At 70.3% G+C, this 12,973-nt stretch carries 12 protein-coding genes; 6 read left to right on the top strand and 6 right to left on the bottom strand.

Annotated features, from left to right (window positions below; genetic code table 11):
• The first annotated feature begins 80 nt into the window (after positions 1-80).
• From IMZ11_RS36755 to IMZ11_RS36745, 3 genes are read left to right on the top strand one after another with little or no spacing between them, the layout of a single operon-like run.
• Complete coding sequence (locus IMZ11_RS36755) at positions 81-1,298, top strand: ROK family transcriptional regulator (RefSeq protein WP_228647163.1); 1,218 nt, start codon at positions 81-83, stop codon at positions 1,296-1,298.
• Complete coding sequence (locus IMZ11_RS36750) at positions 1,295-2,191, top strand: polysaccharide deacetylase family protein (protein ID WP_228647161.1); 897 nt, start codon at positions 1,295-1,297, stop codon at positions 2,189-2,191. Before IMZ11_RS36755 ends, IMZ11_RS36750 begins: the two co-directional genes overlap by 4 nt.
• Positions 2,188-3,495, top strand: a complete 1,308-nt coding sequence (locus tag IMZ11_RS36745) for an MFS transporter (protein WP_228647159.1) — start codon at positions 2,188-2,190, stop codon at positions 3,493-3,495. The genes IMZ11_RS36750 and IMZ11_RS36745 overlap by 4 nt, the downstream gene beginning before the upstream one ends.
• A 135-nt stretch (positions 3,496-3,630) precedes the next feature.
• Here the strand turns inward: IMZ11_RS36745 and IMZ11_RS36740 are convergent, their stop codons facing one another.
• A complete protein-coding gene (locus tag IMZ11_RS36740; protein ID WP_228647157.1) occupies positions 3,631-4,248 on the bottom strand; it encodes a hypothetical protein in 618 nt (205 codons plus the stop codon).
• 210 nt (positions 4,249-4,458) lie between these two features.
• Between IMZ11_RS36740 and IMZ11_RS36735 the strand changes: the two genes are divergently transcribed.
• Positions 4,459-6,768: an MMPL family transporter gene (locus IMZ11_RS36735; RefSeq protein ID WP_228647155.1), complete on the top strand. Its 2,310-nt coding sequence runs from the start codon at positions 4,459-4,461 to the stop codon at positions 6,766-6,768.
• Here the strand turns inward: IMZ11_RS36735 and IMZ11_RS36730 are convergent.
• The 5 genes from IMZ11_RS36730 to IMZ11_RS36710 form a co-directional block, all read right to left on the bottom strand.
• On the bottom strand, positions 6,657-7,277 hold the full coding sequence (locus IMZ11_RS36730; RefSeq protein ID WP_228647153.1) for a class I SAM-dependent methyltransferase: 621 nt from the start codon (positions 7,275-7,277) through the stop codon (positions 6,657-6,659). The two genes, IMZ11_RS36735 and IMZ11_RS36730, sit on opposite strands and share 112 nt — an antisense overlap.
• The gene (locus IMZ11_RS36725) at positions 7,274-7,753 is read right to left on the bottom strand and encodes a MarR family winged helix-turn-helix transcriptional regulator (RefSeq protein ID WP_228647151.1); all 480 of its coding nucleotides are present in this window, start codon (positions 7,751-7,753) and stop codon (positions 7,274-7,276) included. The genes IMZ11_RS36730 and IMZ11_RS36725 overlap by 4 nt, the downstream gene beginning before the upstream one ends.
• Positions 7,754-7,837: 84 nt before the next feature.
• A complete protein-coding gene (locus tag IMZ11_RS36720) occupies positions 7,838-10,156 on the bottom strand; it encodes a polyprenyl synthetase family protein (RefSeq protein WP_228647148.1) in 2,319 nt (772 codons plus the stop codon).
• Positions 10,157-10,248: 92 nt separating this feature from the next.
• Positions 10,249-10,554, bottom strand: coding sequence for a hypothetical protein (locus tag IMZ11_RS36715; protein ID WP_228647146.1), 306 nt, complete (start codon positions 10,552-10,554; stop codon positions 10,249-10,251).
• Positions 10,514-11,155 carry a TetR/AcrR family transcriptional regulator gene (locus tag IMZ11_RS36710; protein WP_228647144.1) on the bottom strand — a complete coding sequence of 214 codons (642 nt, stop codon included), beginning with the start codon at positions 11,153-11,155 and terminating at the stop codon, positions 10,514-10,516. The genes IMZ11_RS36715 and IMZ11_RS36710 overlap by 41 nt, the downstream gene beginning before the upstream one ends.
• A gap of 96 nt (positions 11,156-11,251) precedes the next feature.
• Between IMZ11_RS36710 and IMZ11_RS36705 the strand changes: the two genes are divergently transcribed.
• Both IMZ11_RS36705 and IMZ11_RS36700 read left to right on the top strand, forming a co-directional pair.
• Complete coding sequence (locus IMZ11_RS36705; protein WP_228647142.1) at positions 11,252-12,076, top strand: SDR family oxidoreductase; 825 nt, start codon at positions 11,252-11,254, stop codon at positions 12,074-12,076.
• A 327-nt stretch (positions 12,077-12,403) separates the two neighbouring features.
• On the top strand, positions 12,404-12,850 hold the full coding sequence (locus tag IMZ11_RS36700) for a hypothetical protein (RefSeq protein WP_228647140.1): 447 nt from the start codon (positions 12,404-12,406) through the stop codon (positions 12,848-12,850).
• Positions 12,851-12,973: the final 123 nt, after the last annotated feature.

The following is a 12,973-nucleotide window of genomic DNA, read 5'->3' as shown; positions in this document are numbered from 1 at the left end:
GGCCTCCGATCGGATAAGAATGCGCTCATCCCAAGTAGGAAAGTTTCCGACCTACCGGGGTCGGAAACCAGAGGTGACCGATGGGCGCGGACTACCTGGCGGGGCCACAGGGCCTGCTCCGGTCGATCAACGCGCGCGCCGTGCTCGACGTCATCGACCGTGAGGGGCCGATGGGCCGCCCGGAGATCACGAGGGCCACGGGCCTGTCCAAGACCACCGTCGCCCAGGCGTTGCGCGAGCTCATCACGCGGAAGGTCGTCACGGAGGCGGGCACAGACACCACCCGCAGAGGGCCCGCCGCGACCCTCTACCAGATCGACCCCGGCTGCGCGCTCGGCCTCGGCGTCGACATCGGGCACCTGCGGATCCGCGCCGCCGTCGTCGACGCGGTAGGGGAGGTGCTCGCCCAGGCGGAGACCCCGGCACCCCGGCGGCAGGCCGCCGCGACGGCGGCGGCGGTGACCGCCCTCGCCGCCGAGTGCGCCGAGCGGGCCGGAACCGAGCTGGGCGCCATCGGCCAGGCCGTGATCGGCGTACCCGCGATCGTGGGGCGTGACGGCCACACCATCCGCCGCGCCTACGGGCTCCCACAGGGCGGCAAGGGACTGGTCGAGGCGATCGAGCGTGATCTGCCCGTGCCCCTGATCCTGGAGAACGACGTCAACCTCGCCGCCATCGCCGAGCAACGGTTCGGCGCCTGCGCGGACGTCGGGGACTTCGTCCTGCTCGGCGTCGGTGTCGGCCTCGGCGCCGGAGTGGTGCTCGGTGGCCGCCTGCACCGGGGGTTCGCCGGGGGAGCGGGCGAGGTGGGGTTCCTGCCCCATCCCGCGACCGAACTCGGCACCGAGGTGCTCGGCGCCCGCCGCATCGCCGAACAGGCCAGGGAGGCTGGCATCGGGGGCACGCCGTCGCCTCGCGAACTCTTCGTACGTGCCAGGGCCGGCGACGAGAAGGCGCTCGCGGTCGTCGACGCGACCGCCCGCAGGATCGCTCACGTGGCGGCCTCCATCGCCCTGGTCATCGAGCCGGAGCTGTTCGTGCTCGGTGGCGGAGTGGGCGCCAGCGCCGACCTTTTGCTCGGCCGCGTCCGCCACCACCTCGCCAGAGACGCCGCGCCCCTCCCGATCACGATCATCCCGAGCGGCGTGCCCGAGGACGCCGTCCTGCGCGGCGCTGCCTGGCTCGCCCGCCATCACGCGAGAGAGCACGCCTTCGCCGCCGCCACCGGTGCGGGGCGACCGTACGACACCGACCCGGCCGGCCAACCGCGCGGCTCCAGGAAAGGGGACACCACGTGAACCTCGCACAACGGCTCGGCGGCCGGTCGGAGGACCGGCTGCTGATCGTGAACGCCGATGACTACGGCATGTGCCGGGCGGCGAACACGGGCATCACCTCCCTGCTCGCCGCCCGCGCCATCAGTTCGGCGACCGTCATGACGCCGTGCCCGTGGGCCCCCGACGCGGTCCGTACGGCGGCCGCCGGCGGGTACGACGTGGGCGTCCACCTCACCTTCACGAGCGAGTGGGAGGGATACCGCTGGGGCCCGGTGACCCGTGACCGCGCGGTGTCCTCCCTGGTGGACGAGGCCGGCTACTTCCCCGCCGACTGCCGAACAGTCGAGGAGCGGGCCGACCCGGATGAGGTCCGCGCCGAGATCACCAACCAGATCCGCAGGGCCGTGACCCTCGGCCTGGACCCCTCGCACGCCGACAACCACATGGGCAGCCTGTACGGCCTGGCGACCGGCAGGGACTTCCTGGACGTCGTCTTCACGGTGTGCGCCGAGCACGGCCTGCCGTTCCGGTTGCCCCGCACCCTGGACGGCATGGGCCTGCCCGAGGAGCTGGAGCCGGTGGTCCAGGCCCGCGCGGAGGCCGCGGACGCGGCCGGGGTGGTGATCCTCGACCGGCTCTGGACGCTGACCTTCGAGCAGGCCGAGGGGGAGACGTACGAGAGCGTCAGGGACGACATGATCGGGCTGATCCGGGCGCTGCGCCCGGGCGTGACCGAGATCTACATCCATCCGTTCGAGGAGACGGCCGAACTGCGGCATATCATGCCGCACCACGCGAAACGCGCCATGGAGCTGCGCCTCTTCACCGACCCGGAGGTACGCCGCGTGATCGCCGAGGAAGGCGTCACCCTCATCGGCTGGGCCGACCTGCGTGCCCTGCAGAGGGCCCGATGATCGGCCGCCGCGGCGTGCTGGCGTACGGGTCAGGCAACCTCTCGGTCAACCTGCTCGCGCAGGCGTTCGCGACCTTCGCCACCTTCTACTACGTGGACCACCTCGGTGTCGATCCGGCGCTCATCGGCGTCGCCATGGTCATCCACGGCATCGTGAACGCCCTGCTCAACCCCCTCGCGGGGCACGTGTCCGACCGGACGCGTACACGTTGGGGCAGGCGCGTGCCGTACATCGCGATCGGCATGGTGCCGCTGGCCGCGGCGTTCACCATGATCTGGATCCCGCTGGTGGACGGCGGAACCGCCAGGTTCTGGTACTTCCTGATCGCGGTGCTCGTCTACGACGTGCTGTTCGTCGTCGTGGTGCTGAACTACGTGGCGCTCTTCCCGGAGATGTTCACCACCATCGCCGAGCGGGCGGCCGCCGCGTCGTGGCGGCAGATGTTCGCCATCGTCGGCATGATCCTCGGAGTCGCCGCCGCGCCCGTGCTCTACGGCACCATCGGATGGGCCGCGATGGGCGTGTCATTCGGCGTCGTCTCGCTGGCCTTCTTCGCGCTGTCGCTGACCGGATCGGTCGAGCGGGCCCGGACGGAGCGCGAAACCTTCGGGTTCCTCGCCGCGATCCGCTACACGCTCACCAACCGGGCGTTCGTCACGTACGTCCTGGGCAGTTTCCTGTTGCAACTGACCTTCGCCCTACTTCAGGCGGGCATCCCGTTCTTCACGAAGTACGCCCTGGGCGAGCCGGACTCCGCCAACACGGTCATCCTGGGCGCGGTGTTCGTCACCGCGATCCCGCTGGTCTACGTGTGGAGCCGGGTCACCACCCGGATCGGTCCTCGCCGCGCCGTCCTGGCCGCGATCATCGTGTACGGCGTGGCCCTCGTGCCGTTCCTCTTCATCGGGAACCTCGCCCTCGCGGCCGTCACCGGAGCCGCGGTCGGGGTGGGGATCGCGGGCATGCTGGTCCTCCTGGAGATCCTGCTCGCCGAGGTGATCGACGACGACGAGCGCAGGACGGGCGCACGCCGCGAGGGGATGTACTTCGGGATGAACGGGTTCATCGTCCGCTGGGCGGTGTCCCTGCAGGCAGTGATCATCAGCGTCGTGCTGTCCAGGTCCGGATACCGCGCGGGCGTGGCGCTCCAGCCCGATTCCGTCGTGACGGGCGTCCGGCTGATGCTGGGCGGGGTGCCCCTGGCCGTGCTGGCGGTGGCCTTCGGCTGCTTCCTGCGCTACCCGCTGCGTGCCGGCGTCCACCGAAGCGGCGAGAGCGCGCCCGTGCCGGCAGCGGGCTCCTGATCACTGGCCCCTTCACGACCGAGGCCGTCTCCGTCCTCGGTCAGTGGCCGCCGAACGCGGATGCCGGTGCGCGGAACTCCGAGCACCGGCATCAGGGGACACGGGTGGGCGTCCCTCCTATCGAGCCCTGAACGGTCAGGCGAAGGAGAGCCGACCGGCTCCGCTCAACTCGGAAAGGCCCGAGGGGGAGGTGCACTGCCCAAGATCGGTGGTGGGAGTGGCCATCGCGCCGACCTGTCGGCCGCTGAGACGGCCGGAGGAGACGCTGCCGCTCAGCAGGCTGTCGGTCGGGCTGGAGCCGGCGGTCTGGCTCGACTCGGTGGTGAGCTTGGAGGTGCCCACGCTCTTGCCCTGCGCGTCCTGCCAGGTGACGGTCCCGGTTCCGCGCACGTTGGTGGCGCTTCGGCAACTGGCGGCGGCGCTGCCGGTGATCTCAAGCCTGCCGGAGGCGATGTCGGCCGCTTTGCCGTTGGGTGAGGAGCAGCGCTCCAAGAGCATGACGCCCCGCGCCTCGGTCGGCTGTGCCGCCGCGTCACGCAGTGGCGGAGTGAAGGTGATGGGGAATTTGGGCGCGGTGCGCATGGCACAGATCAACGTCGCCGGGTCCGGTGCACCGAGCGTGCCGGTCCGGGCGGCGGGTGTGCGCGTGGCCTGGGCGGACCCGGCGGAAGCCAGGAGCGGTACGGCGAGGCCGGCGGTCACGGTGGCGATGGCGAGCCGGCGCAGGTGCCCGGAGCGGGATCGGCGGATCATCTCGTCCTCCATTATGTGACTACTATCTGTGATTGCTTGGCAGCTATTTGTAACACAGTTTGAGGATCTCTTACGGGAGGTGGCCGGATGCCTCTGTCGTCGCGAGCATCGACCGACCAGGCGTCTCCTGCGTCGCGTGCGTCCGCCGGCGCGGGTCACCGTCCCGTCTGGCGCCGCTTGGGTGAGGTGGCGGCACGCCATCATCGGGCGGTGCTCGCCGCGTGGCTGGTGCTGCTGGCCGGATCGGCCCTGATGGTGCCCGGCCTGCTCCAGCGCGCCAGTGCTCCGGCCGTGCGGGTGAACGGATCACCCTCGCTGACCGGGGCGCACCTGCTGGAGCGAGGATTTCCACGGCTGGGCTCCGAGCAGATGATGCTCGTCTTCGCCTCCGCCATGCTGCAGGACGATGACGCGGTGTATTCGCGCGCGCTCCAGGCCGCCATAAGCGCCGTGTCAGCGCAGCCGCAGGTGGGCGGGGTGCAGCTCCTGCCTCCGATCCCCGGGCAGGATCGGCGGCGTACCTACGCGATCGTGGGCGTGAACGGGGACCAACGGGCGCGTCAGGCGGCGCTGCCGCTGCTGCGCGCCGCCGCCCAGCGAGCCGCACGTCTGGCATCCGGCTCTCGCCTCGACGCTCACGTCGTGGGCGAGACCGCGCTGCTCGCGGAGGCCAAGCGAGCCGATCTGGCCGACCTGCGGCGGGCCGAGTTGGTAGCGGTTCCGGTGGCGCTGCTGGCGCTGTTGATCGGCCTGGCGACAGCCGGAGCCGCTCTGGTGGTGCTGGCGATGGCCGGCACCGTGATGGTGACGGCCCTGGGAGCGCTGGCGGTGGCGAGCCGGCTCGGGGTGGAGACGGACACCTTCATGCTGGCGGTCGTGGCCACCGTCGGGATGGGACTCGGGCTGGACTACGCGCTGCTCATCCTGCTGCGTTACCGCCAGGCCCGCGACATCGGGCACGATCGCCATCAAGCCGCGGGCATCGCGACGAGCACCGCCGGACGGACGGCGGGCTGGTGCGCACTGGCGGTCGCGCTGACGGCGGTCGCGCTGCTCGTGGTGCGCACATCGATGATCCGCACCATGGCGGCCGCGGTGAGCATAGCGGCCGTGGTCGCCGCGGCGGCGGCCCTGACGTTGCTCCCGGCCGTACTGGTGGCCGCCGACCGGTGGCTCGGGCGCGGGCGGCTGAGCGGGCGGCTGAGATGGCCGCGCCCGCGGCCGAGGGCTGAGCACCGCCGGACGCGGATCCGCCGCGGCGCCAGGGAACATCACGCCGTGGAACACCGTGCTGTGGAACACCGTGCCGTGGAACACGACGGGGACGGCGGCACCGGGTGGAGCCGCTGGGCGCGTCACCTGATGCGTCACCCCATCGCCTACACGCTGGCCTGCACCGGCGTGCTGGTGGCGGCCGCCGCGCCGGTGACCGGTCTACGGCTGGGCGTCGACCTGGACCGTGCCTCGATCGTCCAGACCGACTTCGGGCGCGGCCTGGCGTACATGGAGGCCGACCAGATCTCCTCCTCATTGGCCGTGGTGCTGCCCCATCCCGTCGACGCCCCGCCCGTCGACACCGGCGCGCTGATCGCCACCCTCAGGGAGGACCCGAGGGTCGCCTCGGCGGCCCCCATCGACAATGGCCGCGACCTGACCGTCGTCCTCGTCGTCATCCGTACGCACATCGATGAACCGGCGAGCACAGCGCTGGCGCGGCAGATATCCCGCCAGTATGCTCCGACCCTGCTCCCGCCCGGCCAGCGTGTCCTGGTGACCGGGCCCAATGCGATCTTCTCCGATCTGATCGAGGAGAGCACCACCCAGCTCGGCACGGTGATCGCGCTGGTGCTCGGCTGGTCGCTGGCCTTCCTGCTGGTGACCTTCCGCAGCATCCTGCTGCCCATCAAAGCCGTCGTGATGAACCTGCTCGCCGTCACCGCCGCGTTCGGCCTGCTGACCCTGGCCACCCGCCACATCCCTGACCTGGTCGGCCACCAGGTCAACACGCTGATCCCGCTGCTGGCCTTCACGTTGGTGTTCGGTCTGTCGATCGATTACGAGATGTTCCTCATCCACCGCGTCGCCGAGCACTACCACCACAGCGGCGACAACACCGCCGCCGTCGTCCACGGCCTGCGCCACACCGCCCGCCCCATCACCGTCGCCGCCGCCGTCATGGTCACCACCTTCGCCGCGCTGCTCACCGCGCACCGCCACGAGCTGGCCCAACTCGGCTTGGCCGTCGCGACCCGCGATCACACTGGACGCCACCGTCATCAGGCTGGCGCTGGTCCCGGCACTGATGCGCGTCCTCGGCTCCCGCAACTGGTGGCTCCCCGGTCCCCTGGCACGACGACTGCCCGCACCCCGCGCCCCGCGGCCGACGTGAGGTCGCGGGTCCGCTCGGGTCAGTGGGGCTTACGGGCGTTGACGCGTTCGATCGCGCCCATGGTCAGGCGCTCGGTCTCCTCGATGACGACACCGAGACCGCGCAGGGTGGTGACGGGGCGGCGGGTGTAGTGCTCGCCCTGCAGGGGGACGCTGACCAGGTCCACGGCGTGCTGGAGTGCACGCAGCGGCCAGAAGGACGCCGCGACGTGGTCGGCGAGCAGTAGATGGCCCCCGGGCCGCAGTACGCGGAGCGCCTCGACGAGAGCGGCGCGTTCGTCGGGGATGCAGCACAGGGCGAAGGTGCTGACGACGGTGTCGAACGTCGCCGCGGGGAAGGGCAGCGCGGTCGCGTCGGCTTGGTGGAGACTGACGGCCCGGTGGACCCGGTCTGCCCGCCTGTGTGCGGCGTGGACCATGGCGGGACTCCAGTCGATGCCGGTCAGGTCGACGTCGTCAGGGTAGTGGGGGAGGTTGGCGCCGGTGCCGATGGCGATCTCCAGAGTGGCGCCGCGGGCCCGGCCGCAGACCCAGCGGCGGCTGTCCGCCAAGAACCGGCGTTCGACCCCGGCCAACCTTCTGTCGTAGGTGGCCGCCTGCCGGTCCCAGTAGTTGACGAGTGCTCCGGATGGCCGGCTCACGGTGCGGGGACTCTCGACTTGCGGGCGCCGTGAGCCGGGGCGGCGTCGAGGATCTGAGTGAGGGCGGAATTGACGTCCTGGAGGCGGTCGGATCCGACGATCGCACCCCAGCGGGCCTCCAAGTCCGCGAAGTACCCGGCGCTGATCTCGGCGGCGCGGGTTCCCCGGTCGGCGTAGATGACGACACGGCCCCGGCCGTCGGTCGGGTCAGGGACACGTCGCACGTAGTCGCGTTGTTCCAGGTAGCCCACGAGCTCGCTCATCGCCTGAGGGGTCATCCCGGCTCGGCGGGCCAGCGTGGTGGGCCGGGTGCCGTCGCAGTCCATGAACCGGAACACATTCAGGCAGTGGGTGGGTCGCAGATCCTCGTGTCCGGCCTCGACAAGGTGGTGGTAGAGCTCGTCGAGGATCAGGTTGAACGCCTGACCGATGAGCTGTGGCAGGAACGGCGCCGCATGTGCAGGTTCTTCGGTCACTTTATAAACCAACCTTCTAAGGCTTCCTGAATACTTGTAGCGTAGCCGAAAGAGGCACCACGCCCAACAGGCCGGTGGGAGGGGTCATTCGTCGAGATGCCGCTGGGCGGCGTAGATGCCGAGGGCGCGGATCATGACGGTGTGATGGTTGACGGGCAGCAGATCCTGCAGCGGCTGCCAGGTCTGATCGATCACGTGGCGGGCTTCTGCGAGGCAGGCCGCGATGGCGCCGCAGCGCTGCAGGGTTTCGACGACGTCGGCCGCGGCGGCCCGGTCGGCGTTGCCGGCGCGGACGATGTCCCAGATCTCCCGTAGCCGAGGCTGGGGCAGCAGGGTGACGGCGTGGGCCAGGGGCAGGGTGACCTTGGCCTCGCGGATGTCCTCACCGGCGAGCTTGGCGATCCGGGAGTCGGCGTCCGTGGAAGAGGTCAGCACGCCGCGCAGGTCCGCGACGTCATCGCTGATCTGGTAGGCCAGCCCCACGGCCTCGTAATAGGCGCTGATCGCGGCGAACCGCTCGCCATCCGCGCCGGCCAGAATCGCACCGAACTCGCCCACGCCGCGGACCACTCCGCCGGTTTTGAGACGGTGCGTGGTCCGCACCCGCTGCAGCACTGTGGTGGGATCCCCTGCGTCGATGGCGGCGTCCATGGCGTCGTGGTGGCCGAGGATGTCCAGCGCCTGGCCGGCGTGGTTGCGGCGCAGGCCGTCCAGGTATGCCTGATACAGGCGCAGCCGTCGTCGCGGGTCATCGGGCAGCAGGTCGCGGACGATCTGGTCGAAGACGAAGTAGGCGTGTGTCCCGGTGTTGATGGCGGTAGCCGGGCCGAACACCGCATGAACGGCCGCTCGACCCCGGCGCATCGGGGCGTTGTCCTCCACGTCGTCGACGATGAGACTGCCCGTGTGCAGCAGTTCGGCCAGCGCCGTCAGTTCCCGATACGGCTGACTGCTGACACCCAGCATCTCCATCGCCGCGATCGCGGCGTAGCTGCGCCAGCCCTTGCCCATGGCGTCGGCCATGTGCCGGACCGGCAGTACCAGTGAGCGGTGCAACGGCTCGGCGACGACGTCGATGAGCGGTTCGGAGCGGATGTCCAGCCCGGCCAGCGCGGCCATCGCGACAGGTTCGGGAGCATCGGGATACAGGCGCACGACCTCGGCGTGGGTGATCTCACGCAACCGCTCCATATGGCGCTCGAAGCTGAGGATGCGGGTGAACGGCAGGACCTCCAGCCAGCCGCGGCCGCGGACCGGCCGGCCGTGCAACGCTCCTTCGGCCGTGGCGCCGGCTTCCAGCAGCGCGCCCAGGCCGAAGACGACGCGCCGTTCCTGCTCGGGGAAGCGGGCGCGGACCCGCAGCGACAATCCCGCCTGGGGTGCTTCGACCTGCCAGACGGTGGGATAGGAGTTCAGTGTCGTCGTCGACGTCCACGACGCGGCTCCGGTCAACTGCGCCGACGCCTCATGACGAGTGCCGTCGGGGGCCACGAGCACCACGGACGCGGGCCGATCGGCCACCCTGCCCCCCGCGACATCCGCGGTGCGGGCTTGGAAGGCCACCACCTCCCACCCGTTGTCCAGATGCACTCCGGCCCACGTCCGACTGTGGTCGATCGGCGTACGGGTGCCGGCCTGCGGAAAGTCGGCGGCGCCGAAGGTGTGCTGGTACATCGCCACGCCGGACAACGCGGCGATCTGCCGCCCTTGCCGGCTCCGCGTGGCGCTTACCGCCAAGCGAGGCACGACATAGGTGTAACGCCCCTCGTCCACTCCGAGCGGTGCTCCCAGGTGTATCGCTTCCGGCACGGCGGGCTTGAGGCTGTGCAACCGCAGCTGCCAGCTCTCCTGGTCGTCGCGTAGGACGATCCGATAGCTGCCCTCGGCTTCTTCGGACAGTTCGGCGACACCGCCGAAATCCAGACGCAGCCGATCACCGGCGATTCGGACCGGGCCGGGCAACAGCCGATCAGGGGGGATCGGCCGCCCACCCGAACATGCCTCCTGTACCGCCTCGTGCAGGCACGGGTCCCAGCCTCTGGCGGTGTCCATACAGGTCAGCTCCACCGCGCCGGCATCACGCCAGGTCTCGGTTCGGTACGTCGAACCGCCCGCAGCGCTGTGCGCCCAGCAAAGCCCGTGAGAGACCAGCGGGCTGCCATCTGTCCTGGCGGTCCGGTGACTCAGGAAGCTGACCATCAACTGGAGCTCTTCCCCGCGCTCATCGCGCAGGTCGGCGGCGAACCGCCACCACTCGGCGCCGCAGTCGAGGTGCGGCAGGTCCTGCGTGCCCACATCGATCGGTTCGCCGGGACGAGGCCAGCTCGTCATCCACTCCGCGGGGATCTTCCGCTCGGCAACCACAGCATGCACCCCTTCACCGCCGCCACTGTCGGCGATCATTTGATCGCAAACTGTAATGATGGGGGATGTCGGGCCACGCCGGCCACCAGATCGAGATGATGACTGCCCGGTTGGAAAGGTCGCCGCCGGCGTCAGATCCGGCTGCTGAGGGCGCGCAGCAGCCGACCGAACCCCCGAGTGGCGAGACCCGGCGGCGCGGCACCGTTCATGCGCATGAGGTACTCGCTCCGCATCAACGTCCTCGGGCCGGACACCGCGAGGCTGCGCGAGGCGACCGTGGAGGCCAGGGCCGCACGCCGCCCGCCGCCTGACGGCGGCCGGTCGACGCGGTACGGCGGGACAGGATGGCCTGGCTGTGGCAGGCCGAGCTCCGCCCGGCGCGACTCGCCCCATGGCTCAGGGAACGCGCGCTTCTCCCGGGCCGGCCTGGGCCGCATAGCCTGTCGCCGACGCGACGGCGAGAAGGTGCGGCCAGATGGCGGCGCCCACCTGCTCGGGAGTGCCGGGACAGTCATGGCGCAGCCAGTCCATGACGGTGCCGAGCAGGGCACCCGCGAGGAACGCCGCCGCAGTGTCACGGGGAACCTCGGCCGGATCGTCGGCGTGGGTCCCGGAGTCGGGCACGGTGAGGTTGACGTGGACGGCGACGCTGATCCGCCGGTGCAGGTAGTTGATCACATTCGCGCTGCCGTCGTCGCCGAGCAGCGCCTGGTAGAGGTGCGCATGCTCGGCGACGTGGGCGAACACTCCGGCCAGGGCGTCGCTCGTCACGGCATCGGGCGGTGGCGCCTGGTGCGGGGAGATCACCGGAGTGGCGGCGATCAGCTCGTCGAACATCGCGGTGCACGCACGGGCGGCCAGGTCGTCCACGCTCGTGTAGTGCTCGTAGAACGTCGAGCGGTTGACGTCGGCGCGCCTGGTGAGGTCGGCGACCGAGATCTGGCCCAGTTCGCGCTCGGCGAGGAGCTCCAGCAGCGCGTGCTCCAGCGCCGTCCGGGTGCGTCGGAGGCGACGGTCCGTGAATCGCTGAGCAGGCACCTCGGCAGTCTAGTATGCCGACAGGTGTCGATTATCCGACATGTGATGGAATCGATCCATCGGCTCAGCATCGGGACTCAACGAAAAGTGGAGATCATGACTCGGTATGTCGCAGTGGTCATCGGCGTCGGCGGCATGGGACTGGCCATCGCCCGGCGCATCGGGCCCGGCACTCATCTGCTGCTCGCGGACTTCAACCAGGATCTGCTGGCGTCGGTGACCCAGCGGCTCCGCGCCGAGGGCTATGAGGTGACCCCGGCAGAGGTCGATGTCTCCTCCCGCGAGTCGGTCGCCGCGCTGGCCGCGCAGGCCGCGTCCCTGGGAGAGGTCCGTTCTGTGGTGCACACCGCCGGCCTGTCGCCGGTGCAGGCTCCCGTGCCCGCGATCCTGGCCGTCGACCTGCTTGGCGTCGCTCTGGTGCTGGAAGAGTTCGGCCAGGTCGTCGCGCCCGGCGGGGCGGGCGTGGTCATCGCCAGTATGGCCGGCCACGGCTACCCGGCCCCCGCCCGCGAAGACGCGCTGCAGCTGGCCACCGCTCCGGCCGACGACCTGCTGTCCCTGCCGATCACCGCCCAGGCGAACTTTCCCGACAGCGGCACCGCCTACAGCTTCGCCAAGCGGGCCAACCTGCTGCGCGTGCAGGCTGCGAGCCAGAGCTGGGGCGCCCGCGGCGCCAGGGTCAACTCGATCAGCCCCGGCATCATCGCGACCCCTATGGGCCAGTCGGAGCTGAACGGCGAACACGGTGCCGTCATGCGGATGATGATCGACGCCTCCAACGCCAAGCGTGTCGGTACCCCGGCGGACATCGCCGCAGCCGCCGACTTCCTGCTCAGCCCCGCCGCGAGCTTCATCTCCGGCACCGACCTGCTCGTCGACGGCGGCGTCGTCGGCGCGGTCAACAACGGTGCTCGCGACTGATCCAAGGAGCGTGCTCGACGCCCGCCCGTCATGATGGAAGGGCCACAACGACGGCCGTCGTCGGTCGAGTGCCAATTCTCCGAACGTGTCCGAAGGGCTGGACGTTCGGCGACAACATCAAGGGTCCGCGTACCGTCTCCACCACTTCCCAGGGGCGGGGCAGCGGCCGTCCGGTGTGCCCCTCCAGATGCCAACCACTCCGTCGCCCCGGGCTCTGTCGCGGGCGGAAACACATGCGCGGACCCGCCTTCCACCGGGACCGTTCCGCACGAGAAATCACCGCCGCCGGCTCGCGGCAGCGCACGTTCACCGGAAGGGACGAGAAAGATGACGGACCTCACGCGCAAGACTCGACTGGGCCTGGCCTTCGCCGCGATCGCCGTGGCCTCCTCGGCGATCATCCCGGCCTCCGCCGCCACGGCGAGCACCGCCGCCACCACGACCACCACGATGTCCGCCGCGCCGCTGGCCTGGCACTCGGGCTACTTCACCAAGAGCATCTGCTACAAGGACGCCCGCTCGTTCGCGCAGAGCGCGCTGCGGCGGTACGGGTACGCCATCGCCTACAACCCGCCCAACGCCGTTCTCGGCACCGACGGCACCACCACCGTCGAGGTCTCCTTCGCCCCGGCCCAGACCAGCTACAACCCCAACACCTTCTCCAAGGTCAACTTCACCGTGACCGCGATATCCAACACTTCAAGCCTCGCCGAGAACGCCCGCAACCGCGTCCGCGAGAACATCGTCAAGCAGGTCTACTTCGACTACTGCTGACCTCCGCCAATGACGTTTTCTCAGCGTGATCGACTCGGACAGTAGGGCTTTCCTGAGCAGAAACGATCACACGCGGGCAGACACGCGGACGAACAGAGAACGCCGGAAACAGGCGTGGAGCCT

This window comes from Microtetraspora sp. AC03309, assembly GCF_020826795.1.
Lineage (GTDB): Bacteria > Actinomycetota > Actinomycetes > Streptosporangiales > Streptosporangiaceae > Microtetraspora > Microtetraspora glauca.
Note: the sequence above shows the minus strand (reverse complement) of the source record. Positions and strands in the feature narration are given on the sequence as shown.

Bases quoted from the DNA above. Each gene is read 5' to 3' on its own strand.
- IMZ11_RS36755 (WP_228647163.1), top strand. From the start codon at position 81: ATGGGCGCGGACTACCTGGCGGGGCCACAGGGCCTGCTCCGGTCGATC.
- IMZ11_RS36705 (WP_228647142.1), top strand. From the start codon at position 11,252: ATGACTCGGTATGTCGCAGTGGTCATCGGCGTCGGCGGCATGGGACTG.
- IMZ11_RS36740 (WP_228647157.1), bottom strand. From the start codon at position 4,248: ATGATCCGCCGATCCCGCTCCGGGCACCTGCGCCGGCTCGCCATCGCC.
- IMZ11_RS36720 (WP_228647148.1), bottom strand. From the start codon at position 10,156: ATGATCGCCGACAGTGGCGGCGGTGAAGGGGTGCATGCTGTGGTTGCC.
- IMZ11_RS36745 (WP_228647159.1), top strand. From the start codon at position 2,188: ATGATCGGCCGCCGCGGCGTGCTGGCGTACGGGTCAGGCAACCTCTCG.
- IMZ11_RS36700 (WP_228647140.1), top strand. From the start codon at position 12,404: ATGACGGACCTCACGCGCAAGACTCGACTGGGCCTGGCCTTCGCCGCG.
- IMZ11_RS36715 (WP_228647146.1), bottom strand. From the start codon at position 10,554: ATGCGGCCCAGGCCGGCCCGGGAGAAGCGCGCGTTCCCTGAGCCATGG.